24 protein-coding genes are annotated in these 21,384 nt (G+C 61.3%); 18 read left to right on the top strand and 6 right to left on the bottom strand.

All coding sequences use genetic code 11. From position 1 onward, the window contains the following. Positions 1 to 29: 29 nt before the first annotated feature. The gene (locus tag AU074_RS26350; protein WP_076017222.1) at positions 30 to 719 is read right to left on the bottom strand and encodes an alpha/beta family hydrolase; all 690 of its coding nucleotides are present in this window, start codon (positions 717 to 719) and stop codon (positions 30 to 32) included. A gap of 79 nt (positions 720 to 798) precedes the next feature. Here AU074_RS26350 and ccoN (AU074_RS26345) point away from each other — a divergent pair, with 79 nt between their 5' ends. The 16 genes from ccoN (AU074_RS26345) (at position 799) to hemN (ending at position 15,562) form a co-directional block, all read left to right on the top strand. Beyond that, positions 799 to 2,223: a cytochrome-c oxidase, cbb3-type subunit I gene (gene ccoN / locus AU074_RS26345; RefSeq protein WP_076017221.1), complete on the top strand. Its 1,425-nt coding sequence runs from the start codon at positions 799 to 801 to the stop codon at positions 2,221 to 2,223. Positions 2,224 to 2,233: 10 nt separating this feature from the next. Continuing rightward, positions 2,234 to 2,842, top strand: coding sequence for a cytochrome-c oxidase, cbb3-type subunit II (gene ccoO, locus AU074_RS26340; protein WP_076017220.1), 609 nt, complete (start codon positions 2,234 to 2,236; stop codon positions 2,840 to 2,842). Positions 2,843 to 2,845: 3 nt separating this feature from the next. Next, positions 2,846 to 3,052 carry a cbb3-type cytochrome c oxidase subunit 3 gene (locus AU074_RS26335; RefSeq protein WP_008437576.1) on the top strand — a complete coding sequence of 69 codons (207 nt, stop codon included), beginning with the start codon at positions 2,846 to 2,848 and terminating at the stop codon, positions 3,050 to 3,052. Then, positions 3,049 to 3,996, top strand: coding sequence for a cytochrome-c oxidase, cbb3-type subunit III (ccoP, locus tag AU074_RS26330; RefSeq protein ID WP_076017219.1), 948 nt, complete (start codon positions 3,049 to 3,051; stop codon positions 3,994 to 3,996). The genes AU074_RS26335 and ccoP (AU074_RS26330) overlap by 4 nt, the downstream gene beginning before the upstream one ends. A gap of 473 nt (positions 3,997 to 4,469) precedes the next feature. Then, the gene (ccoN, locus tag AU074_RS26325) at positions 4,470 to 5,912 is read left to right on the top strand and encodes a cytochrome-c oxidase, cbb3-type subunit I (protein WP_076017218.1); all 1,443 of its coding nucleotides are present in this window, start codon (positions 4,470 to 4,472) and stop codon (positions 5,910 to 5,912) included. After that, on the top strand, positions 5,912 to 6,520 hold the full coding sequence (gene ccoO / locus AU074_RS26320) for a cytochrome-c oxidase, cbb3-type subunit II (protein WP_003193167.1): 609 nt from the start codon (positions 5,912 to 5,914) through the stop codon (positions 6,518 to 6,520). Before ccoN (AU074_RS26325) ends, ccoO (AU074_RS26320) begins: the two co-directional genes overlap by 1 nt. A 5-nt stretch (positions 6,521 to 6,525) precedes the next feature. Next, positions 6,526 to 6,711, top strand: coding sequence for a CcoQ/FixQ family Cbb3-type cytochrome c oxidase assembly chaperone (locus AU074_RS26315; protein WP_008437575.1), 186 nt, complete (start codon positions 6,526 to 6,528; stop codon positions 6,709 to 6,711). Further along, positions 6,708 to 7,685: a cytochrome-c oxidase, cbb3-type subunit III gene (gene ccoP / locus AU074_RS26310; RefSeq protein ID WP_076017217.1), complete on the top strand. Its 978-nt coding sequence runs from the start codon at positions 6,708 to 6,710 to the stop codon at positions 7,683 to 7,685. The genes AU074_RS26315 and ccoP (AU074_RS26310) overlap by 4 nt, the downstream gene beginning before the upstream one ends. A gap of 171 nt (positions 7,686 to 7,856) precedes the next feature. Then, positions 7,857 to 8,111, top strand: a complete 255-nt coding sequence (locus AU074_RS26305) for a type II toxin-antitoxin system Phd/YefM family antitoxin (protein WP_010176379.1) — start codon at positions 7,857 to 7,859, stop codon at positions 8,109 to 8,111. Then, complete coding sequence (locus AU074_RS26300; protein WP_076017216.1) at positions 8,111 to 8,521, top strand: type II toxin-antitoxin system VapC family toxin; 411 nt, start codon at positions 8,111 to 8,113, stop codon at positions 8,519 to 8,521. The genes AU074_RS26305 and AU074_RS26300 overlap by 1 nt, the downstream gene beginning before the upstream one ends. A gap of 207 nt (positions 8,522 to 8,728) precedes the next feature. Then, complete coding sequence (gene ccoG, locus AU074_RS26295; RefSeq protein ID WP_076017215.1) at positions 8,729 to 10,144, top strand: cytochrome c oxidase accessory protein CcoG; 1,416 nt, start codon at positions 8,729 to 8,731, stop codon at positions 10,142 to 10,144. Between the two features lie 16 nt (positions 10,145 to 10,160). Beyond that, entirely contained in the window at positions 10,161 to 10,700 is a 540-nt protein-coding gene (locus AU074_RS26290) for a FixH family protein (protein WP_010176382.1), read from the top strand. 8 nt (positions 10,701 to 10,708) lie between these two features. Next, positions 10,709 to 13,159 (top strand): heavy metal translocating P-type ATPase, encoded by a 2,451-nt coding sequence (locus tag AU074_RS26285; protein ID WP_076017214.1) that lies wholly within the window; start codon positions 10,709 to 10,711, stop codon positions 13,157 to 13,159. A gap of 22 nt (positions 13,160 to 13,181) precedes the next feature. Beyond that, entirely contained in the window at positions 13,182 to 13,400 is a 219-nt protein-coding gene (ccoS, locus tag AU074_RS26280; RefSeq protein ID WP_003219033.1) for a cbb3-type cytochrome oxidase assembly protein CcoS, read from the top strand. Beyond that, positions 13,393 to 14,076 carry a sulfite exporter TauE/SafE family protein gene (locus AU074_RS26275; RefSeq protein WP_076017213.1) on the top strand — a complete coding sequence of 228 codons (684 nt, stop codon included), beginning with the start codon at positions 13,393 to 13,395 and terminating at the stop codon, positions 14,074 to 14,076. The genes ccoS and AU074_RS26275 overlap by 8 nt, the downstream gene beginning before the upstream one ends. Positions 14,077 to 14,179: 103 nt before the next feature. After that, complete coding sequence (gene hemN / locus AU074_RS26270) at positions 14,180 to 15,562, top strand: oxygen-independent coproporphyrinogen III oxidase (protein WP_076017212.1); 1,383 nt, start codon at positions 14,180 to 14,182, stop codon at positions 15,560 to 15,562. 7 nt (positions 15,563 to 15,569) lie between these two features. Here the strand turns inward: hemN and AU074_RS26265 are convergent, their stop codons facing one another. Continuing rightward, the gene (locus AU074_RS26265) at positions 15,570 to 16,058 is read right to left on the bottom strand and encodes a hypothetical protein (protein ID WP_076017211.1); all 489 of its coding nucleotides are present in this window, start codon (positions 16,056 to 16,058) and stop codon (positions 15,570 to 15,572) included. A 153-nt stretch (positions 16,059 to 16,211) separates the two neighbouring features. Between AU074_RS26265 and fnr the strand changes: the two genes are divergently transcribed. Both fnr and AU074_RS26255 read left to right on the top strand, forming a co-directional pair. Continuing rightward, complete coding sequence (fnr, locus tag AU074_RS26260; protein ID WP_003219044.1) at positions 16,212 to 16,946, top strand: fumarate/nitrate reduction transcriptional regulator Fnr; 735 nt, start codon at positions 16,212 to 16,214, stop codon at positions 16,944 to 16,946. An 80-nt stretch (positions 16,947 to 17,026) separates the two neighbouring features. Further along, positions 17,027 to 17,575 (top strand): adenine phosphoribosyltransferase, encoded by a 549-nt coding sequence (locus AU074_RS26255; protein ID WP_076017210.1) that lies wholly within the window; start codon positions 17,027 to 17,029, stop codon positions 17,573 to 17,575. 132 nt (positions 17,576 to 17,707) lie between these two features. On the opposite strand, the gene AU074_RS26250 is transcribed toward AU074_RS26255, so the two are convergent. The 4 genes from AU074_RS26250 to AU074_RS26235 form a co-directional block, all read right to left on the bottom strand. Further along, on the bottom strand, positions 17,708 to 18,856 hold the full coding sequence (locus tag AU074_RS26250; protein ID WP_076017209.1) for an acyl-CoA dehydrogenase family protein: 1,149 nt from the start codon (positions 18,854 to 18,856) through the stop codon (positions 17,708 to 17,710). A gap of 200 nt (positions 18,857 to 19,056) precedes the next feature. After that, positions 19,057 to 19,659, bottom strand: a complete 603-nt coding sequence (gene recR / locus AU074_RS26245) for a recombination mediator RecR (RefSeq protein ID WP_003219049.1) — start codon at positions 19,657 to 19,659, stop codon at positions 19,057 to 19,059. A gap of 65 nt (positions 19,660 to 19,724) precedes the next feature. Further along, positions 19,725 to 20,759: an NADP-dependent oxidoreductase gene (locus tag AU074_RS26240; RefSeq protein WP_076017208.1), complete on the bottom strand. Its 1,035-nt coding sequence runs from the start codon at positions 20,757 to 20,759 to the stop codon at positions 19,725 to 19,727. A gap of 271 nt (positions 20,760 to 21,030) precedes the next feature. After that, complete coding sequence (locus AU074_RS26235; protein WP_003193199.1) at positions 21,031 to 21,369, bottom strand: YbaB/EbfC family nucleoid-associated protein; 339 nt, start codon at positions 21,367 to 21,369, stop codon at positions 21,031 to 21,033. Positions 21,370 to 21,384: the final 15 nt, after the last annotated feature.

Here is a 21,384-nt window from a genome sequence, read left to right as displayed (position 1 = left end):
GGAGCGGGCTTGCTCGCGAAAGGGTCCTATCAGGCGCCGAGAAACCCGGCCACCCTCACCGCCGCAGCCTCCAAATGCTGCTCATGACTAAACCCCGAAGCCTTCAACGGCTTCAAATCATGATCCCCCGCTACCAGCCACATCACCTCGATGCTCGGCGACAACACATACCCTTCCACCGCCGCCCGATTGCCCAGCGCATCCCGCTCACCCTGCACAATCAACGTCGGCGTCTTCAGCCCGGCCAGATGCTCGGTCCGGGGTTTCTCCGGCTTGCCCACCGCATAAAACGGATAACCCAGGCACACCAACGCATCCGCGCCCAGTTCATCCGCCAGCAAACTGGCCATCCGCCCGCCCATGGACTTGCCGCCAACCGCCAGTTTCCCAGCGACATGACGTCGCACCTCGGCATACACCTCACGCCAGCATTCCAGCAGTTTCGGGGCTGGATTGGGTGGGCGTTTGCCGCCGTCCACACGGCGCTGGGCCATGTAGGGAAACTCGAAGCGCAACACGTTCACGCCATGCCCGGCAAGGCGTGCAGCCATGTCATTCATGAATCCCGAGTCCATCGGCGCACCCGCGCCGTGGGCCAGGATCAACGTCGCGGGCGTACGCGCGATAGACCCTGTGGCGACATCCCACAACCAGCCGCGTTCCCGCACACACTGCGCCCATTGATCCCCGTCAATACTGGCCTTGTGCTCTTTGCCCATGCTTGCCTCGCTTTTTAGTCTGCCTATAACTCCAGCCCAAGTGCCGCATTTGCTTGGGTTGAACCGTGGATGGGGAACCATGAACACTACTTTAAGTACCGCCTATAACTACAAGGTGGTCCGCCAATTCGCCATTATGACGGTGGTGTGGGGCATCGTCGGCATGGGGCTCGGGGTTTTTCTCGCTGCCCAGTTGGTATGGCCCGAACTCAACTTCAATTTGCCCTGGACCAGTTTCGGCCGTTTGCGCCCGCTGCACACCAACGCGGTGATCTTTGCCTTCGGCGGTTGCGCGCTGTTTGCCAGCTCTTTCTACTCGGTGCAACGCACCTGCCAGACCCAGCTGTTCGCCCCCAGGATCGCGCAGTTCTGCTTCTGGGGCTGGCAACTGGTCATTGTGCTGGCAGCGATCACCTTGCCGCTGGGCTACACCAGCTCCAAGGAATACGCCGAGCTGGAATGGCCGATCGACATCCTGATCACCATCGTCTGGGTGGCCTACGCCATCGTGTTCTTCGGCACGGTGGCCAAGCGCAACACCAAGCACATCTACGTCGGTAACTGGTTCTTCGGTGCGTTCATCATCACCGTGGCCATTCTGCATATCGTCAACAACCTGGAAATCCCGGTCAGCCTGACCAAGTCCTACTCGCTGTACGGCGGTGCGACGGATGCCATGGTGCAGTGGTGGTATGGGCATAACGCGGTAGGCTTTTTCCTCACCGCAGGCTTCCTGGGGATGATGTACTACTTCGTGCCGAAACAGGCCGAGCGTCCGGTGTATTCCTATCGCCTGTCCATCGTGCACTTCTGGGCACTGATCACCCTGTACATCTGGGCCGGCCCGCACCACCTGCACTACACCGCGCTGCCGGACTGGGCACAGTCCCTGGGCATGGTGATGTCGCTGGTGCTGCTGGCGCCAAGCTGGGGCGGGATGATCAACGGCATGATGACCTTGTCGGGCGCCTGGCATAAGTTGCGCAGCGACCCGATCCTGCGCTTCCTTGTCGTGTCTCTCGCGTTCTACGGCATGTCGACCTTCGAAGGGCCGATGATGGCCATCAAGACGGTCAACGCCCTCTCCCACTACACCGACTGGACCATCGGCCACGTGCACGCCGGCGCCCTCGGTTGGGTAGCGATGATCTCCATCGGCGCGCTGTACCACATGATCCCGAAAGTCTTCGGTCGCGAGCAGATGTACAGCCTCGGCCTGATCAACGCGCACTTCTGGCTGGCCACCATCGGCACCGTGCTCTACATCGCTTCGATGTGGGTCAACGGCATTGCCCAGGGCCTGATGTGGCGTGCGGTCAACGAAGACGGCACCTTGACCTACTCCTTCGTCGAAACCCTGGTGGCCAGCCACCCAGGCTTCATCGTGCGGCTGGTGGGCGGGGCGGTCTTCCTCAGCGGCATGTTCCTGATGGCTTACAACACGTGGCGCACCGTGCGTTCGGCGCAGCCTGCCGAAGTGATCAACGCCGCGCAGATGGCCTGAGGAGTCGATGATGAAACACGAAACCATTGAAAAGAACGTCGGCCTGTTGATGCTGCTGATGGTGCTCGCCGTGAGCATCGGCGGCCTGACCCAGATCGTGCCGCTGTTCTTCCAGGATGTGACCAACAAGCCGGTGGAAGGCATGAAGCCCTACACCGCGCTGCAACTGGAAGGCCGCGACATCTACATCCGCGAAGGTTGCGTACAGTGCCACTCGCAGATGATCCGCCCGTTCCGTGCCGAAACCGAGCGCTACGGCCACTACTCGGTGGCCGGTGAAAGCGTGTGGGATCACCCGTTCCTGTGGGGCTCCAAGCGCACCGGGCCGGACCTGGCCCGCGTCGGCGCGCGCTACTCGGACGACTGGCACCGCGCGCACTTGTACAACCCGCGCAACGTGGTGCCGGAATCGAAGATGCCGGCATATCCATGGCTGGTCACCGCTGCGGTGGACAGCAGCCACACCGAGACCAAGCTCAAAGTGATGCGCACCCTCGGCGTGCCGTACACCGACGATGACATCGCCGGCGCCGTGGCCTCCCTCAAGGGCAAGACCGAGATGGACGCGCTGGTTTCGTACCTGCAAGTGCTCGGCACTGCCATCAAGAGCAAGAGGTGAGCCATGGGATTTGATTTCGATGCTGGAACCATCCGCGGGCTTGGCACGCTGGTCGTGGCCATCGCCTTCATCGGCTTGTCGCTGTGGGTGTTCAACTCCCGGCGCAATTCGGAGTTCGCCGAAGCCTGCCTGCTGCCGTTTGCCGATGAACCGCTACCGCCAACCCCCGACGCTCAAGAAGAGCCTGCAACAAGGAGCAACCGGCCATGACTACCTTCTGGAGTACATGGATCTGTGTACTGACCCTCGGCAGCCTGATCGGCCTGACCTGGCTGTTGATCGGCACCCGCAAGGGCGAGACCAAGGGCAGCGTGGACCAGACCATGGGCCACGCCTTCGACGGGATCGAGGAGTACGACAACCCGCTGCCGCAATGGTGGTTCATGCTGTTCGCCGGCACCCTGGTGTTTGCCGTCGGCTACCTGATCCTCTACCCGGGCCTGGGCAACTGGAAAGGCGTGTTGCCGGGCTATGAAGACGGCTGGACCCAGACCAAGGAATGGGACAAGGAGATGGCCAAGGCCGACGCCAAGTTCGGGCCGATCTTCGCCAAATTCGCAGCCATGCCCGTGGAAGAAGTCGCCAAGGACCCGCAAGCGCTGAAAATGGGCGGCCGCCTGTTTGCCTCCAACTGCGCGGTGTGCCACGGCTCGGACGCCAAGGGCGCCTATGGCTTCCCGAACCTGGCAGACAACATCTGGCGCTGGGGCGGCTCGGCGGACGCAATCAAGATGACCATCATGAATGGCCGTCATGCAGCGATGCCGGCCTGGGGTGAAGTGCTGGGTGAAGACGGTGTGAAAAACGTCGCGGCCTACGTGCGCCATGAACTCGCGGGCCTGCCGTTGCCGGCGGACAGCACGGCGGATGTCGCAGCGGGCCAGGTGGCGTTCAGCACCACCTGTGTCGCCTGCCACGGTCCGCAAGGCCATGGTGTGGAAGCCATGGGCGCACCGAACCTGACGCAGCCCAGCGGCTTTATCTACGGCACCAGCCTGGCGCAGTTGCAGCAGACCATTCGCCACGGCCGCCAAGGCCAGATGCCCGCGCAGGAAGTGCTGCAAGGCAATGACAAGGTGCATTTGCTCGCAGCCTACGTCTACAGCCTGTCCCATAACGCCGATGGCGCAACGCCTGACAGCCAACCCGAGTAATCGCGCACTACCCAAAAGCCGCGCCTGATTCAGGCGCGGCTTTTTTGCGACCCATTGTCGCACCCTTCCGATCAGCGACTTTCCCCTCCTGCCATTCGGGTCTACGCTTGTTTGCACAGTGGACTGGCATTGGCCGGTCGACGGCCGACTTGCACTCGATGGGTTGAAACATTTCTGCTCGATGACAGGCGCAAAGGCTGGTACTTACCGGCTGTCGTGCCACTGACCACTCGTCACCCGAGCTGCTTGTTTACACACACTCAGTTACAAGTACCTTCGACCCGCTTAAAATCCTGTCCAAGTCGTCAACTTTTAACCCTGAATTTTGTCCTTACGCCAAACATGGAAAGGGCGCAGAATCTGGTTTGGAACGCATTGACGCAGGTCACCTTGCGTTGCAATGGAATCTTGCTTTCTCCATACTTGCGACCGATTTTTACCCTATAAAAAAACCTAAACCGTGGAACCTTAGAATGAGCACAGCAATCAGTCCGACTGCTTATAACTATAAGGTAGTCCGCCAGTTCGCCATCATGACGGTGGTCTGGGGGATCCTTGGCATGGGGCTCGGTGTCTTCATCGCCTCGCAACTGGTTTGGCCAGAGTTGAATTTTGGCCTGCCATGGACGACGTTTGGACGCCTGCGCCCGCTGCACACCAACCTGGTGATTTTCGCCTTCGGTGGATGTGCACTGTTTGCCACTTCTTACTACGTCGTGCAGCGAACCTGCCAAACGCGACTGATTTCCGATGCATTGGCTGCCTTTACCTTCTGGGGCTGGCAAGCGGTCATCGTTGGCGCGATCATCACCCTGCCGCTGGGCTACACCACCACCAAGGAATACGCCGAGCTGGAATGGCCGATCGCCATTTTGCTGGCGATTGTCTGGGTGACCTACGCGGTGGTGTTCTTCGGCACCATCGTCAAGCGCAAGACCAAGCACATCTACGTCGGCAACTGGTTCTACGGGGCGTTTATCCTGGTAACGGCGATGCTGCACATCGTCAACCACGCGTCTTTGCCGGTGAGCTTCTTCAAGTCCTACTCGGCCTACGCCGGTGCGACGGACGCGATGATCCAGTGGTGGTACGGCCACAACGCCGTAGGCTTCTTCCTCACCACCGGTTTCCTGGGGATGATGTACTACTTCGTGCCGAAACAGGCCGAGCGTCCGATCTACTCCTATCGCCTGTCCATCGTGCACTTCTGGGCGCTGATCACCCTGTACATCTGGGCCGGTCCGCACCACCTGCACTACACCGCATTGCCGGACTGGGCACAGTCCCTGGGCATGGCGATGTCGATCATCCTGCTGGCCCCAAGCTGGGGCGGCATGATCAACGGCATGATGACCCTGTCGGGCGCCTGGCATAAATTGCGCACCGACCCGATCCTCCGGTTCCTCGTGGTATCCCTGGCGTTCTACGGCATGTCGACCTTCGAAGGCCCGATGATGGCCATCAAGACCGTCAACTCGCTGTCCCACTACACCGACTGGACCATCGGCCACGTACACGCCGGCGCTCTCGGTTGGGTAGCGATGATCTCCATCGGTGCGCTGTACCACATGATCCCGAAACTGTTCGGCCGTGCGCAGATGCACAGCGTCAGCCTGATCAACACACACTTCTGGCTGGCCACCATCGGTACCGTGCTCTACATCGCCTCGATGTGGGTCAACGGCATCACCCAGGGCCTGATGTGGCGTGCGATCAACGACGACGGCACCCTTACTTACTCCTTCGTCGAAGGGCTGCAAGCCAGCCATCCGGGTTACATTGTGCGCGCCCTCGGCGGTGCGATCTTTGCCAGCGGCATGTTCTTCATGGCCTACAACGTGTGGCGCACCGTGCGTGCCTCCGACCCTAAAGAAGCCGAAGCCGCCACCCAGATCGCCGTTGTGGGAGCTCACTGATGAAGCATGAAGTAGTCGAGAAGAATATCGGCCTGCTGGCCTTCTTCATGGTCATCGCCGTGAGTATCGGCGGCCTGACCCAGATCGTTCCGCTGTTTTTCCAGGACGTGACCAACAAGCCGGTGGAAGGCATGAAGCCGCGCACCGCCCTTGAGCTGGAAGGCCGCGACGTCTACATCGCCAACGGCTGTGTCGGCTGCCACTCGCAGATGATCCGTCCGTTTCGCGCCGAAACCGAACGCTACGGCCACTACTCGGTAGCCGGTGAAAGCGTATGGGACCACCCGTTCCTGTGGGGCTCCAAGCGCACTGGCCCGGACCTGGCCCGGGTCGGCGGTCGTTACTCCGATGACTGGCAGCGTGCGCACTTGTACAACCCGCGCAACGTCGTGCCCGAGTCGAAAATGCCGGCGTACCCGTTCCTGGTCGAAAACAAACTCGACGGCAAGGACACCGCCAAGAAGATGGAAGTCTTGCGCACCCTCGGCGTGCCTTACACCGACGAAGACATCGCCGGCGCGGCAGCTGCCGTGAAGGGCAAGACCGAAATGGACGCACTGGTGGCCTACTTGCAAGGCCTTGGCACCATCATCAAAAGCAAACGGTGATCGAGATGGATATCGGGATGATTCGAGGCCTGGGCACCGTTGTCGTGATGGTGGCCTTTATCGGCCTGGCCTTGTGGGTGTTCAGCCCCAAGCGCAAGTCGGAGTTTGAAGACGCGACGTTGCTGCCCTTCGCGGATGATCCCGAAGCCATCAAGCACGTCGTAGAAGCGTCTAGGAGTAACAAAGAATGACTACGTTCTGGAGTCTGTACGTCACAGTCCTCAGTCTGGGTACCATTTTCGCCCTGACCTGGCTGCTGCTGTCGACCCGCAAGGGCCAGCGCGCCGAGCAAACCGATGAAACCGTTGGCCACTCGTTCGACGGCATCGAGGAGTACGACAACCCGCTGCCGAAATGGTGGTTCATGTTGTTCGTCGGCACCATCATCTTCGCCCTCGGTTACCTGGCGCTGTACCCTGGCCTGGGCAACTGGAAAGGCCTGCTGCCGGGCTACAACTACCTTGACAACGACAAGCAAACCCCCTTCGCCAACGGTCAGACCGGCTGGACCGGCGTGCACGAATGGGAAAAGGAAATGGCCAAGTCGGACGCCCGGTTCGGGCCGATCTTCGCCAAGTTCGCTGCCATGCCGATTGAAGAAGTGGCCAAGGACCCGCAAGCCTTGAAGATGGGTGGCCGCCTGTTCGCCTCCAACTGCTCGGTGTGTCACGGTTCCGACGCCAAGGGCGCGTATGGCTTCCCCAACCTGACCGACGCCGACTGGCGCTGGGGCGGTGAGCCGGCCACCATCAAGGAAACCATCATGAAAGGCCGCCACGCGGTGATGCCGGCCTGGGCCGAAGTCATTGGCGAGCAAGGCGTGGCCGACGTGGCCGGCTTTGTGGTGACCAACCTGGATGGCCGCAAACTGCCGGAAGGCGCCAAGGCTGACGTGGCCAACGGCGAGAAACTCTTCGCCGCCAACTGCGTGGCGTGCCACGGTCCCGCCGGGAAAGGTACTCCCGCCATGGGCGCACCTGACCTGACACACCCGGGCGCGTTCATCTACGGTTCGAGCTTCGCGCAACTGCAGCAGACCATCCGTTATGGCCGTCAGGGCCAGATGCCTGCGCAAGAGCAGTTGCAGGGGAACGACAAGGTGCACCTGCTGGCGGCGTATGTTTACAGCCTGTCCCATGGGGACAAGCCGGCGGACGCCGAGTAAGGCAAAACGGTAATAAAAAACGGCCCCGCCAGCGAAAGTTGGCGGGGCCGTTTTGATTTCAATCCAAAAAAATCCGGCGCTACCTAGCAACGTATCTACATTTGAGGTTGATCAAGAAAAACCGCAGTAGTAACGTATCTACATTCGTACCCCATGAGGAGGCTAGCCCCCATGACCATCACCACCATCTCCAGCCGTGAATTCAATCAAGACACAAGCGGTGCCAAAAAAGCCGCCCGCCAGGGCCCGGTTTTTATCACTGATCGGGGCAAGCCTGCCCATGTACTGCTAAGCATTGAGGACTACCAAAAACTGACAGGCCTCAATGCCGACATCGTTGACCTGTTGGTGATGCCAGAAGCGGCAGATATCGAGTTCGAAACCGAACGCGCCGTGATCATTCATCGACCCGTGGACTTCTCTTGATGTATCTACTCGACACCAATGTCATTTCTGAACTGCGCAAACCCCAGGCCGATGCCAACGTGGTCGCCTGGGCCAAAAGTGTCATCGCACCACGGATGTATATTTCAGCCATTACCTTGAAGGAACTGGAAACAGGGGTCCTGCGCATGGAGCGGCGTGACCCCGCTCAGGGGAAGGTTTTGCGCACATGGCTCAAGCGCCATGTAATGCCGGCGTTTGATGCCAGAATCCTTCCGATTGATGCAGCCGTTGCCCTGCGCTGTGCCAGCTTGCATGTGCCAGACCAAGCAAACGAAAGTGACTCGCTGATCGCTGCGACCGCGCTGGTTCATGGTCTGACAGTGGTCACCCGCAACATCAGTGACTTTCAATCCAGCGGCGTCGCGCTGATCAATCCCTGGGACGAATGACCGGTAAGGCTGCAAAAACCGTCCATACTTCACAAGTCAATTGATCCAGGTCACGTACACCATCAATTGATTTCCCCCAACGCGACCAAAGGTCGCACCCGTCGAAGGGTATCAGGGGCGTATCATTAGGCCACTGCAACACCCCTATTTTGACCCCGGTTGGCACGTACTGGCCGAGGCAAATCTCCACTGCCGTGGGATGCAATGATGAGCAACCAGATTCCGGTACATGACGTTACCCCGCCTGCCAAAAATTCAAGCAACACTGTCGATCTCTACGCATCGCGGGAGAAAATCTACACCCGCGCCTTCACCGGTTTGTTCCGCAATTTGCGGATGCTCGGTGGCGCCGGTTTGTTCCTGCTCTACTTCGGCACCGTGTGGCTGAACTGGGGTGGCCACCAGGCCGTGTGGTGGAACCTGCCGGAGCGTAAGTTCTTTATTTTTGGCGCGACCTTCTGGCCCCAGGATTTCATCCTGCTGTCGGGCATCCTGATCGTCGCGGCGTTTGGCCTGTTCTTCATCACCGTGTATGCCGGACGCGTCTGGTGCGGCTACACCTGCCCGCAAAGCGTGTGGACCTGGATCTTCATGTGGTGCGAAAAAGTCACCGAAGGCGACCGCAACCAGCGCATCAAACTGGACAAGGCGCCGATGAGCGCCAACAAGTTCCTGCGCAAGCTCAGCAAGCACAGCCTGTGGCTGATCATCGGCTTCGTCACCGGCATGACCTTCGTCGGTTACTTCTCACCGATCAGGGAACTGGTGTTCGACTTCTTCACCGGCCAGGCCGATGGCTGGTCGTATTTTTGGGTAGGTTTTTTCACTCTCGCTACCTACGGCAACGCCGGTTGGCTGCGCGAGCAAGTGTGCATCTACATGTGCCCATACGCACGTTTCCAGAGCGTGATGTTCGACAAGGACACCCTGATCGTGTCCTACGACCCGCGCCGTGGCGAAACCCGTGGCCCGCGCAAAAAAGGTATCGACTACAAGGCCGAGGGCCTGGGGGATTGCATCGATTGCACGATGTGCGTGCAGGTGTGCCCCACCGGCATCGACATCCGTGACGGCCTGCAGATCGAATGCATCGGCTGCGCGGCCTGCATCGACGCCTGCGACAACATCATGGACAAGATGGAGTATCCGCGCGGGCTGATCAGCTACACCACCGAGCACAACCTGTCGGGGCAGAAAACCCATAAACTGCGCCCGCGCCTGATCGGTTATGCCCTGGTGCTGCTGGCGATGATGGGCCTGTTGGCAGGCGCATTCTTCATGCGTTCTCTGGTGGGTTTCGACGTCAGCAAGGACCGAGTGCTGTACCGCGAAAACGCCGAAGGCCGGATCGAAAACGTCTACAGCCTGAAGATCATGAACAAGGACCAGCGCGACCACACTTACGTGCTGGAAGCCGCAGGCCTGCCGGACCTCAAGCTGCAAGGCCGGCGCGAGATCAAGGTGGCTGCCGGGGAGATCTTCAGCATGCCGGTGGAGCTGTCGAGCGCACCGGAACAACTGCCGTCGAGCACCAACGAGGTGAAATTCATCCTCAAGGATGCCGATGACGACAGCGTCCACATTGAAGCCAAGAGCCGATTCATCGGCCCACAAATTCGCTAAACAAGAGAGCAGAACAATGCCCGCAGCAACTGCCGCAAGCCCCTGGTACAAGCACCTCTGGCCCTGGATCATCATTGGGATCCTGGCCTGCTCGGTGACGTTGACCTTGTCCATGGTGACCATCGCGGTGAACAACCCCGACAACCTGGTCAACGACAACTACTACGAGGCCGGCAAAGGCATCAACCGCTCACTGGACCGCGAGCTACTGGCCCAGACCCTGCAACTGCGTGCCAAGGTGCACCTGGATGAGTTGACCGGCGAAGTCGAGTTGCACCTGACCGGCAACAGCGGGCCCGGCACGCTGGAACTGAACCTGATTTCGCCGACCCAGCCGGAGAAGGATCGCAAGATCATCCTGACCCGCAGCGACAGCGAGCCTGGCCGCTACATCGGCCAGGTGACCGACAAGGTCGAAGGCCGCCGCTTCGTCGAATTGCTGGGTGTGGAAGGCGACAGGACCTGGCGCATGTTTGAAGAAGAACAGGTCAGCCATGACAAGGACTTGCTGCTGGGCGACGAGCCGCTGCAGGGTGCTGAAGACCTGAAAAAATAGCATCGGCCATGACCACCCCAATTCCTTGCTACCACTGCGCCCTGCCCGTGCCGCCCGGCAGCCGGTTCACCGCCGTGATTCTCGGCGAGTCCCGCGAGCTGTGTTGCCCGGGCTGCCAGGCGGTGGCTGAGGCGATTGTCGCCGGTGGCCTGGAAAGCTATTACCAGCACCGCAGCGAAGCCTCGGCCAACCCCGATGCGCTGCCGGTGCAACTGGTGGACGAGCTGGCGCTGTATGACCGTGCAGATGTGCAAAAGCCCTTCGTGCGCCACGACGGTGATCTGTCGGAAGCCACGCTGTTGATGGAGGGCATCAGTTGCGCTGCCTGTGGCTGGCTGATCGAAAAACACCTGCGCAACCTGCCGGCCGTGGCCGAGGCGCGGCTGAACCTGTCCAACCACCGCCTGCACGTGCGTTGGGCCGATGGGCAACTGCCACTGAGCCAGCTGCTCGGCGAGTTGCGCCACATCGGCTACGCCGCCCACCCGTACCAAGCCGACCGCGCCGCCGAACAACTGGCCAGCGAAAACCGTCTGGCGTTGCGTCAATTGGGCGTGGCCGGGCTGTTGTGGTTCCAGGCAATGATGGCAACGATGGCCACCTGGCCGGAATTCAATATCGACCTGAGCCCCGAGCTGCACGTGATCCTGCGCTGGGTCGCGATGTTTCTTACAACACCAATCGTGTTCTACAGCTGCGCGCCCTTCTTCAAAGGCGCGATGCGCGACCTGCGCACCCGCCACCTGACCATGGATGTCTCGGTATCGCTGGCAATCGGCGGTGCGTACCTGGCCGGGATCTGGACTGCCATCACCGGCACCGGCGAGCTGTATTTCGATGCAGTCGGCATGTTTGCCCTGTTCCTGTTGGCCGGACGCTACCTGGAGCGCCGCGCCCGGGAACGTACGGCGGCGGCGACCGCGCAGTTGGTCAATCTGTTGCCGGCTTCGTGCCTGCGCATGAGTGCCGATGGGCAAAGTCAACGGATCCTGCTCAGCGAGCTGGTCTTGGGCGACCGGGTGCTGGTGCATCCGGGCGCGGTGCTGCCGGCAGACGGCATCATCCTCGACGGCCAGTCGAGCATCGACGAATCCCTGCTGACCGGCGAGTACCTGCCGCAGCCGCGCCAGGTCGGCGATGCGGTTACCGCCGGCACCCTCAACGTCGAAGGCGCGCTGACCGTCGAAGTCCGCGCCCTGGGCCACGACACGCGCCTGTCGGCCATCGTGCGCCTGCTGGAGCGGGCCCAGGCGGAAAAACCCCGGCTGGCGGAAATCGCCGACCGCGCCGCCCAATGGTTCCTGTTGTGTTCGTTGATCGCCGCTGCTGTGATCGGTCTGGTGTGGTGGGAGCTGGACTCGTCACGGGCGTTCTGGATTGTCTTGGCGATGCTGGTTGCAACGTGCCCTTGTGCCCTGTCCCTGGCGACGCCAACCGCCCTGACGGCAGCCACCGGCACCCTGCACAAACTCGGCCTGCTGTTGACCCGGGGCCACGTGCTGGAAGGCCTGAACCAGATCGACACAGTGATTTTCGACAAGACCGGCACCCTCACCGAAGGCCGCCTGGCCTTGCGCGCCATCCGTGCGCTGGGTGTGCTGGGCAGCGACGAATGCCTGAGCCTTGCTGCCGCGCTGGAGCAACGTTCTGAACACCCGATTGCCCGCGCATTCGGCCGCGCACCACTGGCGGCGGATGAAGTGCTCAGCATGCCGGGACTGGGGCTGGAAGGCATTGTCGGTAAACGCCGGTTGCGCATTGGCCAGCCGGGTTTTGTCTGCGAATTGAGCGGCTGCGCTCTTCCCGCCTCGCCAAAGGAAGCCGGGCAATGGTTGCTGCTGGGGGACGCCGACGGCGCACTCGCCTGGTTTGTTCTGGATGATCGCCTGCGCAGCGACGCCCCCGCCCTGCTCGCCGCCTGCAAGGCCCGCGGCTGGCGCACCTTGCTGCTGTCCGGCGACAGCTCGCCAATGGTCGCCAGCGTCGCCCTTGAGCTGGGCATCGATGAAGCCCACGGCGGCCTGCGCCCAGACGACAAGCTGCAAATGCTGCAACAGTTGCACAAGGAAGGCCGCAAGGTGCTGATGCTCGGTGACGGCGTCAACGACGTGCCGGTGCTGGCCGCCGCCGATATCAGCGTGGCCATGGGCTCGGCCACCGACCTGGCCAAGACCAGTGCCGACGCGGTACTGCTGTCGAACCGCCTCGACGCCCTGGTACAAGCCTTTACCCTGGCCCGGCGCACCCGTCGGGTAATCATTGAAAACCTGCTGTGGGCCGGGCTGTACAATGGCCTGATGTTGCCGTTTGCCGCCCTCGGCTGGATCACCCCGATCTGGGCGGCGATTGGCATGTCCCTCAGTTCGTTGACCGTGGTGCTCAACGCCCTGCGCCTGACTCGCATGCCGAGCACGCCAGCCGCGAACGCCGCCCCCGTAACCCGTCCGCTGCCGGCTTGAGCCGCGCGGGCATGGAGTGCAGATGCCAGCTCTTTACGTGATGATCCCGGCGGCGCTGTTGATCGTGGCCATCGCCATTTACATCTTCTTCTGGGCGGTGGACAGCGGCCAGTACGACGACCTCGATGGCCCGGCCCACAGCGTGCTGTTCGACGACCAGGACCCGAATCACCTGGCCGCCGTCGACGAAGCCAACGGCCCTGAGCAACCGCCCAAGCCCAAAGACCCGCCCCATGCTTGAACTGGCGCCCCTGCTGGTCTCGGCTGTAATCCTCGGCCTGCTCGGCGGCGGCCATTGCCTGGGCATGTGCGGGGGCCTGATGGGCGCGCTGACCCTGGCGATTCCCAAGGAACAACGCAGTCGGCGCTTTCGCCTGCTGCTGGCCTATAACCTCGGACGCATCCTCAGCTATGCCACCGCCGGCCTGTTGATCGGCCTGGCGGGCTGGGCCGTGGCCAATAGCCCGGCGGCGATGTTCATGCGCATCCTCGCCGGGCTGTTGCTGATCTGCATGGGCTTGTACCTGGCCGGCTGGTGGAGCGGCCTGACCCGTATCGAAAGCCTCGGGCGCGGCCTGTGGCGCCATATCCAGCCGTTTGCCAACCGTTTGCTGCCGGTGTCCAGCCTGCCCCGGGCATTACTGCTGGGCGCGCTGTGGGGCTGGCTGCCGTGCGGGTTGGTCTACAGCACCCTGCTGTGGGCGGCCAGCCAGGGCAACGCACTGGACAGTGCAGTGCTGATGCTCGCCTTCGGCCTCGGCACCTGGCCGGTGCTGCTGGCCACTGGACTGGCGGCCGAGCGTGTCACCGCACTGTTGCGCAAACGAAGCGTGCGCATGACCGGTGGCGTGCTGGTGATTGTATTTGGCCTGTGGACGCTACCCGGCCCGCACCAGCACTGGCTAATGGGCCATTAAAAGGCCATGTGGCATAGCGCCGCTCCCCGTTGATGCAAATCAAGATGGCCTGCCCACCCAGCCCCTAGACTCGGCCCACAAGCCTATCCGGGGGAACGCCCGCATGCTCGACGCCATTCGTTGGGACACTGATCTGATTCACCGCTACGACCTGGCGGGGCCACGCTACACCTCGTACCCCACCGCCGTACAATTCGACAGCCAGGTCGGCACCTTCGACCTGCTTCACGCCCTGCGCGACAGTCGCAAGGCCGCACGGCCATTGTCGCTGTATGTGCATGTGCCGTTCTGCGCGAATATTTGCTACTACTGCGCCTGCAACAAGGTCATTACCAAGGACCGCGGCCGGGCTCACGCCTATCTGCAACGCCTGGAGCAGGAAATCCAGTTGGTGGCCTGCCACCTCGACCCCAAGCAGCCGGTGGAGCAACTGCATTTTGGCGGTGGCACCCCGACCTTTCTCAGCCATGACGAGCTGCGTCAGGTCATGGGCCGGCTGCGCCAGCACTTCAACCTGCTGGACGATGATTCCGGCGACTACGGGATCGAAATCGACCCACGAGAAGCCGACTGGGCGACCATGGGCCTGCTGCGTGAGCTGGGTTTCAACCGCGTCAGCATCGGCGTGCAGGACCTCGATCCTGAAGTGCAGCGTGCGGTGAACCGCCTGCAAAGCCTGGAAGAAACCCGCGCAGTGATCGACGCAGCACGCACCCTGCAGTTTCGTTCGATCAATATCGACCTGATCTACGGCTTGCCCAAACAAACGCCGCTGAATTTCGCACGCACCGTGGAAGAAGTAATCAGCCTGCAACCGGATCGCCTCTCGGTGTTCAACTACGCACACTTGCCGGAGCGTTTCATGCCCCAGCGGCGGATCGATACTGATGACCTGCCCTCCCCGGCCGAAAAGCTGCTGATGCTGCAAACCACCATCGAGCAGTTGACCCAGGCCGGCTACCGCTACATCGGCATGGACCACTTTGCACTGCCGGATGACGAACTGGCCGTCGCTCAGGAGGAAGGCAGGCTGCAACGCAACTTTCAGGGCTACACCACCCACGGGCATTGCGACTTGATCGGGCTTGGGGTGTCGGCGATCAGCCAGATTGGCGACCTGTACTGCCAGAACAGCAGTGACCTGAACCACTACCAGAACGCTCTGGCCGGCGCGCAACTGGCTACCAGCCGAGGGCTGTTGTGCACCACGGATGATCGGTTACGGCGGGAAGTGATTCAGCAGTTGATCTGCAATTTCAGCCTGGCATTCGAAAAAATCGAACAGGCTTTCAACATCGATTTTCGTGGTTACTTCGATGAGCTGTGGCCACAGTTGGAGGCGATGGCCGAGGACGGGCTGATCGAACTTGACCCCCAAGGCATCCGCGTATTGCCGGCTGGACGCCTGCTGGTGCGCTCGGTGTGCATGGTGTTCGATGCTTACCTCGAGCACCAGAATCGGCAACGCTTCTCCCGGGTTATCTGATCGCGTGTTACTTCGCCATCAGGCTCATGGCTTCCATCTGAGCCTGAGGCGGCTCGTCTTTCAGGACTTTGGCCAATTGCGTCTGGGCTGTCATCAAGCCGGCCTGAATGGCCGCCACTTCGCCCTGCAAGCCTGCCACTTTGGCCTGGCGCGCCTCCGGGCTCATGGACGTGTCGGACATGGCGGTAGAGAGCTCAGCCATCTTTTCGGCCAGCTGCTTTCTCAGCTCGCGGATCATTTTCAACAGCTGCTTGGCGCTGTCGCTCAGGCTGCTCTCATCAATATCGCTATTGGAGGATTTCTCAGCCGAGGCCATGCCCATCCCCGCACCGGAAATGGTGACCTTCACGCCTTCAGTGGCGTTTGGCTCGGCAGGCTTGGTTTCAGAGGCCGGCGCCTTGGCGGCGGCTTCTTTTTCCTTGGCTGCATCGGCAGCCTTCCAAATCGACACCGCAGGCGCGTTGATAATCGGGTTTTGGACAGTGCTCACTGACATGATCTGAGCTCCAGCTCATAGAGATACGTCCATGTATCGGCGCCGATACATAAACCTTTATACCGCTGCTGCTTTTTTGTACACGCTGGCCGGATCATCCCCCAGTGCGGTACCCTTACGTCTTATGTGTGTTTTCCCACAAGGATTTAAGAAATGTCCGAGCCAGTTAAACTGCGCGCTCATAGCCAGGCCCATTGCAAGGATTGCAGCCTGGCCCCCCTCTGCCTGCCACTTTCGTTGAATTTGGAAGATATGGAAGCGCTGGACGAAATCGTTAAACGCGGTCGCCCACTGAAAAAAGGCGAGTTTCTGTTTCGCCAGGGCGACAAGTTTGATTCCGTTTATGCAGTACGTTCTGGCGCGTTGAAAACCTTCAGCCTGAGCGATGGCGGCGAAGAGCAGATCACCGGTTTCCACCTGCCGAGCGAACTGGTCGGGCTGTCGGGCATGGACACCGAGATTCATCCGGTCTCGGCCCAGGCCCTGGAAACCACCTCGGTGTGTGAAATCCCGTTCGAGCGCCTGGATGAACTGGCCCTGCAGTTGCCGCAATTGCGCCGCCAATTGATGCGCGTGATGAGCCGTGAAATCCGCGACGACCAGCAGATGATGCTCCTCCTGTCGAAGAAAACCGCCGACGAGCGGATCGCTACCTTCCTGGTCAACCTCTCCGCACGTTTCCGCGCCCGGGGTTTCTCGGCCAACCAGTTCCGCCTGAGCATGTCGCGCAATGAAATCGGCAACTACCTGGGCCTGGCGGTGGAAACCGTGTCCCGGGTATTCACTCGCTTCCAGCAGAATGAGCTGATTGCCGCTGAAGGCAAGGAAGTGCACATCCTCGACCCGATCCAGCTCTGCGCACTCGCTGGCGGTTCGCTCGACGGTTGATCCAGACGCTTGCGGCCGAGCCAATCGGCTGGGCCGCAGGTATACTTCGAGTCCGTTTTCCTCCCCAGGACTCCTCGACGATGGTCTTCGATTCGTTCGACATCAAATCCCTGATTCGCCCAGTCATCGACTTCCCCAAGCCCGGGGTGATCTTTCGCGATATTACGCCGCTGTTCCAGTCACCCAAGGCCTTGCGCCTGGTGGCCGATACCTTTGTGCACCGCTACGTCGAAGCCGACTTCACCCATATTGGAGCGATGGATGCCCGCGGCTTTTTGATCGGTTCGATCATTGCCTATCAGTTGAACAAACCGCTGATCCTGTTCCGCAAGCAAGGCAAATTGCCGGCTGACGTGCTGGCCGAGGGTTACCAGACCGAGTACGGCGAAGCCTTCCTGGAAGTGCACGCCGACAGCCTGTGCGAAGGTGATTCGGTGCTGATGTTCGATGACCTGATCGCCACCGGCGGCACGCTGATCGCAGCGGCCAACCTGGCCCGGCGCATGGGCGCACGGATTTTCGAAGCGGCGGCGATCATTGATCTGCCGGAGCTGGGTGGGTCCCAGCGCCTGGAAGACATGGGGATTCCGACGTTCTGCCTGACCCAGTTTGCGCTGACGGACCAATAACCCGGGATTCGTGTGGCAGGGAGCTTGTGTGGCGAGGGAGCTTGCTCCCGCTGGGCTGCGAAGCGGCCCCAAGATCTTTGGGAGCGCTGCGCACTCCAGCGGGAGCAAGCTCCCTCGCCACAAAAGCGCTTTCTACAAGCCCATCTGCTTGCTGATGATTTCGTTCATCACTTCCCGAGTCCCGCCACCGATGGACAAGATGCGGTTGTCGCGATACAGCCGCTCCACCAGGTTGCCGCGCATGTAACCCTGGCCGCCGAGGATCTGCACGGCATCGTAGGTCACGCGGTCGGCGGTGTCGGTGGCGAGGTTCTTGGCCATGGAAATCTCCTTGATCACACTCTTGCCCGCGGCCATCTTGGCGGCTTGGCGGTAGGTGAATTCCCGGGAGACTTCCACTGCCGTGGCCATTTCCGCCAAGCGATGCTTGAGCACCTGGAACTTGCCAATGGGTTTGCCGAAGGCCTCGCGCTGGGCCGCCCACTTGAGGCTTTCTTCCAGGGCCATCTGCGCGGTCATGTTGGCCATCAACGCCAGGGCCAGCCGCTCGCTCTGGAAGTTGCCCATGATGCAGGCGAAGCCCATGTTCTCGGCGCCGATCAGATTGCCTACGGGTACGCGGCAATCATCGAAGAACAATTCGGCAGTGTCCGACGCCCACCAGCCCATTTTCTTCAGCGGTGTGCCGGTGGTGAAACCAGGCGTGCCCTTTTCAATCAACAACAGGCTGATACCGGCAAAGCCCGGCCCACCGGTACGTACTGCGACGGTATAGAAGTCGGCGCGCTGGCCGCTGGTGATAAAGGTTTTGCTGCCGCTGACCCGGTAGTGATCACCGTCGCGCACGGCACGGGTTTGCAGGTTGGCGACATCGGAGCCGCCACCGGCCTCGGTGACCGCCAGGGCGGCGATCTTCTCGCCGGACAAAACCTGCGGCGCGACACGATCACGCACTTCAGAACGAGCCCATTTGACGATGGGTGGCAAGCCGATATCCAGCGAGCCCAACCCCGCCACCACACCGCCGGAGCCGCAGCGCATCAGCTCTTCGCTGGCCGCGACCTTGGCGAACAGATCACCTTCGTGGCTGCCGCCGAGGGCTTCGGGGTAACCGATCCCCAGGATCCCCGCCGCGCCGGCCTTCAGGTACAACTCCCGGGGGAAGCTCTCGGCTTCCTCCCACTGCTCGATGCCCGGCAACAGCTCGCGTTCGACGAAACGGCGCACGCTGTCGCGGACCAATTGGTGGCTGGGGTCGAAGTATTCCTGATAGGCAGACATCGGCAAGCTCCACGGGAAGGTGGAGCGAACTTACCAAGCGCTTGCTTGGTTATCAAGCAAGAAGAAAGGCTTGTGAACGCCACAAAACTAATGTGGGAGCGGGCTTGCTCGCGAATGCGGTGTATCAGTCGCCAAATGCATCGACTGAACCAGCGCATTCGCGAGCAAGCCCGCTCCCACATTTTGTCCTGCGGTGTTTGTTACAGGGCGATCGGCTTACGACCCGCAAACGAATGCGCCAAGGTACCGCCATCCACCAGTTCCAGCTCGCCACCCAACGGTACACCGTGGGCGATGCGCGAGGTGATCAGGCCTTTGTTGGTCAGCAACTGCGCGATGTAATGGGCCGTCGCTTCGCCTTCCACCGTAGGGTTGGTGGCCAGGATCACCTCGACGAAGGTGCCCTGCTCCTCGATCCGCGTCACCAGTTGCGGAATACCAATAGCTTCCGGCCCCAGGCCGTCCAGCGGCGACAGGTGGCCCTTGAGCACAAAGTAGCGCCCGCGGTAACCGGTCTGCTCCACCGCGTATACGTCCATCGGCCCTTCAACCACGCACAACAGTGTGTCGTCGCGACGCGGGTCGGCGCATTGCGGGCAGAGCTCTTCCTCGGTCAAGGTGCGGCACTGGCGGCAGTGGCCTACCCCTTCCATGGCCTGGCTCAAGGCCTGGGCCAGTCGGGAGCCGCCGCTGCGATCACGTTCCAGCAGTTGCAGCGCCATGCGCTGGGCGGTTTTCTGACCCACGCCTGGCAAAGTGCGCAGGGCGTCGATCAGTTGACGAATCAGGGGGCTGAAGCTCATGGGGAAAGGTCCGACAAAACAACGAGACGCGGTTTATACCCGCGCCCCGGATTAGCGTCAAATGCTCAATCTTGTGCGACGTGCACCACCAACTTGCCGAAGTTGCGCCCCTCCAGCAAACCGATAAAGGCTTCTGGTGCCTGCTCCAGGCCTTCCACCACGTCTTCGCGGAACTTGATCTTGCCGTCCCGCACCCACGGCGCCATGGCGCTGAGGAATTCCGGCTGACGGTCGCCATAGTCGTCGAACACGATAAAGCCCTGGATGCGCACACGCTTGGTCAGCAAGGTGCGCTGCAGCGCTGGCAGCCGATCGGGGCCGCTGGGGGCTTCGTGGGCGTTGTAGCCGGCAATCAGGCCACACAACGGGATTCGGGCCTTGGCATTCAGCAGCGGCACAACCGCGTCGAACACCTTGCCGCCGACGTTCTCAAAGTAGATGTCGATGCCCTCGGGACACGCTTGGGCAAGTTCCTCGGCAAAGTTGTCGCTCTTGTGATCGACGCAGGCATCAAAGCCCAGCTCGTCCACCACATAGCGGCACTTGTCGGCGCCACCCGCCACGCCGACCACCCTAAGGCCCTTGATCTTCGCCACCTGGCCGACCACCGAGCCCACCGCGCCGGAAGCCGCCGCCACCACCAGGGTTTCCCCGGACTTGGGTTGGCCGATATCCATCAGGCCCATGTAAGCGGTCATGCCGGGCATACCCAGCACGCCCAAGGCCATGGACGGACTGGCCAGGCCCTTGGGTACCGGCATCAGGTTGCGGCCATCGGAGATGCTGTGGCTCTGCCAGCCGGTGGAGCCGACCACCAGGTCACCCACTTCGAACTTGGGATTGCGTGATTGCTCGATACGGCTGACAGCGCCACCGGTCATCACCTCGTCGATTTCCACCGGCGCGGCGTAGGACGGCGCATCACTCATGCGCCCGCGCATGTAGGGATCGAGCGACAGGTAAAGGGTTTTCAGCAAGACCTGGCCGTCGGCCAGTTCCGGCAGCGCGACGCGCTCCAGGCGAAAGTTTTCCGGCACCGGTGCGCCGTGGGGGCGTGAGACCAGCACAATGCGCTGGTTGAGGGTCAATGCTTCGGACATCAGCGAGGCTCCTTCTATCGGTGATTGAATTCAACGGTATAGGGTGCAGACCCCAAAACAGGGCCCAGGGTTCGACAAAACTCTCGCAGTAGCAGTTGTCGAGCGCCAGCGAGGCTACGTTAGCCGCACCGCTGCTTTCATGCCAGACGTGGGACCGAGTCGCTGCCGACGCAGCCTCGCTGCGGCTCGACAGCTGCTACGGGTATGGAAAATAGCCGGCCAAAAAAATGCCAGGCACGGGGCCTGGCATTTTCGGTGCTGCGCTTGCCGATCAGAACGGCAGCTTCATACCCGGCGGCAGTTGCATGCCAGCGGTCACGCCGGACATTTTGTCCTGGCTGTTGGCTTCAATCTTGCGCACGGCGTCGTTGACGGCCGCGGCAAACAGCGCCTCGAGCATTTCTAGGTCGTCTTCGCCCACGCCCGGCAATACGCTTGGGTCGATGCTCACGCGCTTGATGTCGTGACGACCGGTCATCACCACACTGACCATATCGCCACCGGCTTTACCGGTGACTTCGGCGTTGGCCAGTTCTTCCTGCATCTTGGCCATCTTTTCCTGCATCTGCTGCGCCTGCTTCATCAGGCCGGCCATGCCACCTTTCATCATGGGAATCACCTCAAA

Source organism: Pseudomonas sp. ATCC PTA-122608 (assembly GCF_001952855.1).
Classification (GTDB): domain Bacteria; phylum Pseudomonadota; class Gammaproteobacteria; order Pseudomonadales; family Pseudomonadaceae; genus Aquipseudomonas.
This window is presented reverse-complemented; position numbering and strand designations above follow the sequence as displayed.